3 protein-coding genes are annotated in these 6,000 nt (G+C 42.5%); all 3 read left to right on the forward strand.

Going from position 1 to position 6,000, the window contains the following annotated elements:
- Nucleotides 1-683 precede the first annotated feature (683 nt).
- From purT to dapC, 3 genes are read left to right on the forward strand one after another with little or no spacing between them, the layout of a single operon-like run.
- A complete protein-coding gene (gene purT, locus FTT94_RS10515) occupies nt 684-1,889 on the forward strand; it encodes a formate-dependent phosphoribosylglycinamide formyltransferase (protein WP_180050078.1) in 1,206 nt (401 codons plus the stop codon).
- A gap of 29 nt (nt 1,890-1,918) precedes the next feature.
- The gene (glnD, locus tag FTT94_RS10520; RefSeq protein WP_180170764.1) at nt 1,919-4,585 is read left to right on the forward strand and encodes a [protein-PII] uridylyltransferase; all 2,667 of its coding nucleotides are present in this window, start codon (nt 1,919-1,921) and stop codon (nt 4,583-4,585) included.
- 24 nt (nt 4,586-4,609) lie between these two features.
- Nucleotides 4,610-5,779, forward strand: coding sequence for a succinyldiaminopimelate transaminase (gene dapC / locus FTT94_RS10525; RefSeq protein WP_180134679.1), 1,170 nt, complete (start codon nt 4,610-4,612; stop codon nt 5,777-5,779).
- Nucleotides 5,780-6,000 lie beyond the last annotated feature (221 nt).

Consider the following 6,000-nt stretch of genomic DNA (forward strand, 5'->3'; position numbering starts at 1 on the left):
AATGCTTTATTCAAAGTCAGCTGTTCAGTGGTAATTTCTACGCTGTACATTGCCAACCTGCTGATCAGATCCGCGCCATTTATATAGAGAAAAATCAGCAAAAGACGATTGTGGGCTTATATAACTACACACAGCAGATTCTGCACTTACATCCACGCCGCCTGATGTTTTCACACATATCGATACCCCGCTTGTTTAGCAATTTTCTGCAGCTGGCGGGTTTTTTATTGATTTTTCTATTGTGCATTTTTAGCCTCAGTTCATGGCTCAATTCATCATTTCACATTCTATCGGTAGTTGCAGACGCACTCTATTTCACTGCCATTTTAATTGGCTTAATATTGATTTTATGCATATGTGTCGCACCACTGCTCGGATTGCTGTACTAGCCCAATTTCCGCCAAACATCTATACAGCTTTGTGCGCTTCAATGTGCAAATTTGGATATTGAGCCATTCCCTGCATCTGTAAAAAATGCAGGTATATTTAAAGTGAATTTAAATAAAAACAACTAAATACCACTTTTTAAAGATTTTCACAGGTAAATAATTACACGAACGCATACCCATAAAGATATAAAAAAAATTGTTGGACAATATCATTTATTTATGTGAACACTCGCTTATCTCTCGAACAAGTTCTGCTATGCTTAAATTCCCATAAAATCAAGCATGGATGATTACATGAGCGTCACTATTGGTACTCCACTTCAGTCTTCAGCGTATAAAATCTTACTGTTAGGTTCTGGTGAACTCGGTAAAGAAGTTGTGATTTCATTGCAACGTTTGGGTGTAGAAGTTCATGCTGCCGATCGTTATGACCATGCTCCGGCCATGCAAGTTGCACATTTTTCTCATACTTTAAATATGGCAGATCCCGAGGCACTTAAAGCCTTAATTTCTCAAGTTAAGCCTCATTTGATTGTCCCTGAAATTGAAGCCATTGCGACTCAAGTTTTGGTCGAGATTGAAGAACAAAAGATTGCCACTGTCATTCCTTCTGCAAAAGCTGTCAACCTGACGATGAATCGTGAAGGGATTCGCCGTCTAGCTGCCGAAGAGCTTGGACTCCCGACTTCAGCCTACCGATTTGCCAATACCCTTGAAGCGTTCCGTGCAGCATGCGATGACATTGGCTATCCAAACTTTGTTAAACCTGTCATGTCGTCTTCGGGTAAAGGACAGTCACGTGTAAAAAGCTTTGATGAAGTCGATGCTGCTTGGGAATATGCACAAACAGGTGGACGTGTAAATCAAGGCACCGTGATCGTGGAATCACAAATTGACTTTGACTTTGAAATCACCCTGCTGACTGTTCGAGCTAAAAATGCAGAAACAGGTGAAATTGAAACATCATTTTGCGACCCAATTGGCCACCGCCAAGACTCTGGTGACTATGTTGAAAGTTGGCAGCCACAACTTATGACTGCTCTTGCATTAGAGGAAGCCAAGCGTATTGCCAATAAAGTAACCATTGCATTAGGTGGATGTGGCATTTTTGGGGTGGAACTGTTTGTCAAAGGCGATAAAGTATGGTTTAGTGAGGTATCACCTCGTCCACACGATACAGGCCTTGTCACTCTTGCATCGCAATTCCAAAGCGAATTCGAACTGCATGCACGTGCCATTCTTGGTCTGCCTGTGAATACTGCTCGACACAGTACTGCTGCAAGCGCAGTCATCTATGCAGGCGTGGATGATACCAATTTATCATTTACTGGCTTAAATCTTGCTTTGGCTAATCCGGACACCGATTTACGCCTCTTTGGTAAACCAGAAGGCTTTAAACGTCGCCGTATGGGCGTAGCAACAGCACGCGCTGAAACCACAGATCACGCGCGTGAACTTGCTCAACATGCTGCACAACAAGTCAGTGTTCAACAAAACTAAGTTTGTAACACCTTAACGGACCACTGTTCATGATCAATACGCTTCCTCTGCTGAATTACATTAAAAGTAACCACGACATTCAGGCGATTAACCAATGGCGCTCAGATGTTGAAAATCAGCTACAGGAATGCTTTGAAAATGGACAGTCGATTCGTGATGTGATTTTGGCTCGATCGAATCTAATCGATGAAGCTTTAAAGTTCTTATGGACACATGCTGAACTCGACCAAACCGATCTCGGTTTGTTTGCCGTCGGCGGCTATGGTCGCCGTGAAATGCTGCCTTACTCCGACGTCGATATCATGATTTTGTCTGAAGATGAAATCAGCCCAGAACAAGAAAAACTCATCTCCAGCTTTATTTCCACACTTTGGGATGTTGGTAATTTCAAACCGGGCATCAGTGTACGTACCATTAATGATTGTGTTGCTCAAGCCACCAATGATTTAACCGTGGCAACAGCGCTGATCGAAGCACGTTTGATTGTGGGCAATGAACACCTAGCCAAATGGCCACGCCGTATCGTGTCACAGACATGGACGGATAAAACCTTCTATGATGCAAAAATGCAAGAGCAAGCCAAACGCTATGCTCAACATAACAATACTGAAAGCAACTTAGAACCCGATATTAAAAATGCGCCCGGTGGTATCCGTGATATCAACCAAATCGGTTGGATTGCTAAGCGTCATTTCCGTGTCAATCGCATCTATGACCTAGTACATTTAGGTTTTATTTCAGAGTTTGAACTGGGTGTTCTTGAAGAAACAGAAAGCTTTCTTTGGGAAATTCGCCATCATTTACATCGCTTAACCAAGCGCGACGAAAACCGCTTACTGTTTGATTATCAACGTGACATTGCCGCTAAATTTGGCTATCAGCGTGAAGAAGGCAAATCACCGAATTATCCAATCGAACAGTTCATGAAACGTTACTACCGTAGCGCTCAGCAAGTGACGACGTTAAATGAAATGCTCTTGGCTTATTTCAATGAATCGGTCATCACACCGCGCTTGCCTGACTATGAACGTAAAATTGAAGAGATCAATACCAATTTCAAATTAGTCGATGGCAAATTGGCGGTGCAGCATCATAAAATTTTTTCTGAAAATCCAAGTGCTATTTTAGAAATTTTCTACCTCTTGGCGAATCGTCCAGAAATTGAAGGGATTCGTGCCCGAACTTTACGTCTATTGTCACTTGCAGCAAAACGTATTGATCAGAACTTCCGTGACAATCCTGCACATCAAGCCTTATTTATGGCGATCATTCGCTCACCCTACCGTTTATACGACACCATGGTGGCGATGAAACGTTATGGCGTGCTCGGCAACTATATTCCTGCCTTTGGGCAAATCATGGGACTCATGCAATATGACTTGTTCCATATTTACACTGTCGATGCCCATACCCTATTACTACTACGTAATTTAAACCGTTTTAAAGAGCCTGAATTTGCTAAGGACTTCCCTGTCGTTAGCTCCGTATTCCAACGACTGGCGCGCCGTGACATTGTTTATTTAGCGGCAATTTTCCATGATATCGCCAAGGGTCGCGGCGGTGACCACAGTGAACTTGGTGCAGCAGATGCAATTAAATTCTGCCGTACCCATGGGTTTACTGAACGTGAATGCAACCTTGTCGCATGGTTGATTCAAAACCATCTATTGATGTCTGTCACTTCTCAGAAAAAAGACATTTCCGATCCAGATGTGGTGAAAGAATTTGCTGAGAAAATGGGCGATATGGAGCATCTCGACTATCTCTATACCTTGACAGTTGCTGATATCAACGCAACCAATCCGACACTTTGGAATACATGGCGTGCATCCCTCATGCGCCAACTGTATACACAAGCGCGTGATGTGATTCGTTCTGGTTTGGGTCGTCCTGTAGATTATCCAATGCTGATCGAAGACACTAAATTTGCGGCCAGTGAACTATTAGTCAACGATTTTTCACTCTACGATGTAGAAACTGTTTGGCAAGAACTCGGTGATGAATATTTCCTAAAAGAATCTGCCGATGAAATCGCATGGCATACGCGCGCCATATTAAAGCATGGCAATAATGCAGAACCATTGGTACTGATGCGAGCACATCGCAAATTTGCACAAGATGCGGTACAGATCTTTATTTACACCCAAGATCAGCCTAACTTGTTTGCAACCACAGTGGCAATTATGGACAGAATGAATCTAGACGTTCAAGATGCCCGTATTATCACTGCATCCACTGCATTTAGTTTGGACACTTATGTTGTACTTGACCGTTTTGGCACCTTATTAACAGATCCTGAACGTGAGCAAACCGTTATTGAAGCGCTTAAAAAAGCCTTGAGCCAATCAGACAAGTACCCAGGCCTGATGCAACGTCGCATTCCACGTCAACTGCGTCATTTTGATATTGAAAATACCGTGAGTATTTCTTTTAATGAAGCGCTTCAACAAAATATGGTTGAAATTGCGACACTTGACCATCCGGGCTTACTTGCTAAAGTCGGTGGTTTATTTATGATGCAAGGCCTAGATATTCACTCTGCGAAAATTGCGACGCTCGGTGAACGTGCTGAAGATATTTTCTATGTCACTAAAAAAGATGGCTCACCTATGAGCGATTCAGAAGCAGAAACGTTTGCTGCACAATTAAAGTCAGCACTCGATGAAGCTTCGAATCAGGTTTGTAGTCATCATTAACTTAAATTGATCGGTATCCATTCCATGAACTCCAGTTTGTCATTATTGCACCCTTATCCATTTGAAAAGCTAAATAAGCTATTTCAGGATGTGAAACCCGCAGATTTGCCTTTGATTCCCCTATCGATTGGTGAACCAAAGCATCCTGCACCGGAGTTTGTGAAACAGGCTATTATTGATAATTTTCAGCACTTATCCACTTACCCAAACAGCAAGGGTTTACCTGAGCTCCGCACAAGTATTGCAAATTGGTTAACTCGTCGCTTTAAACTCAATAGCATCAATGCAGACACCAACGTCCTACCTGTGTCAGGTACGCGTGAAGCGATCTTCTCGTTTGTACAAGCTTTGGTTAAACGTGAAGATGCCCCTTATGTGGTGATGCCAAATCCGTTCTACCAAATCTATGAAGGTGCAACTTTACTTGCGGGTGCAGAACCTTACTTCATCAACTGTACAGAAGAAAATAACTACCTTGGCGACTTTGACGCTGTGCCAGCTGAAGTTTGGGAAAAAACCGCTTTATTGTTTGTCTGCACACCGGGTAATCCTACAGGTGCGGTACTTTCTAAAGAACAGTTTAAAAAACTGATTGCTCTGTCTGACCAATATAATTTTGTGATTGCGTCGGATGAATGCTACTCAGAGCTTTGGTTTGATGAAGCACCTATTGGTCTGCTTGAAGTCTGTGCTGAAATGGGCCGTGATGACTATAAAAACTGCGTGGTATTCCACTCACTGTCTAAACGTTCTAACCTACCGGGTATGCGCTCTGGCTTTGTGGCAGGTGATGCTGCGCTTTTAAAACCTTATTTACAATACCGTACTTATCATGGCGCTGCGATGCCTGTTCAACACCAGTTGGCTTCAATTGCAGCTTGGGATGACGAAGCACACGTCGAAGAAAACCGCGTACAGTACCGTGCAAAATTCGAATTATTCCAACGCGAATTGGGTCACTTACTGCCATTACAAAAACCTGATGCAGGGTTCTACTACTGGTTAAAAGTGGATAATGATGAAACTTTTGCCAAAATGCTGATGGAAAAAGCACACGTTAAAGTGCTTCCAGGCCGTTATTTATCACGTGATACAGCACAAGGTAATCCGGGTGAAAACCATGTCCGCTTAGCTCTGGTTGCTGATATTGCCCAATGTGAAGAAGTAATTCGTCGCTTAAAAGCAGTACTTTAATTGATTTAAAGCGATTTGCTTAAAATAAAAATGCCCCAAATCTGGGGCATTTTTATTTGAGTCATTTCTTAACACTTATTCAGAGCTAATCATCGTAAGCGTCCGCTGAACACACCTTATGAATTCATCCTATAAGCCTTAATTTAGTCCCCACTTAAAAACAAGTGGGGACTTAAATTTATGACTACAAATAATCAGACATCCATCGCATCTCTTGCGAA

The organism is Acinetobacter sp. YH12027 (assembly GCF_013420085.1).
Taxonomy (GTDB): domain Bacteria; phylum Pseudomonadota; class Gammaproteobacteria; order Pseudomonadales; family Moraxellaceae; genus Acinetobacter; species Acinetobacter amyesii.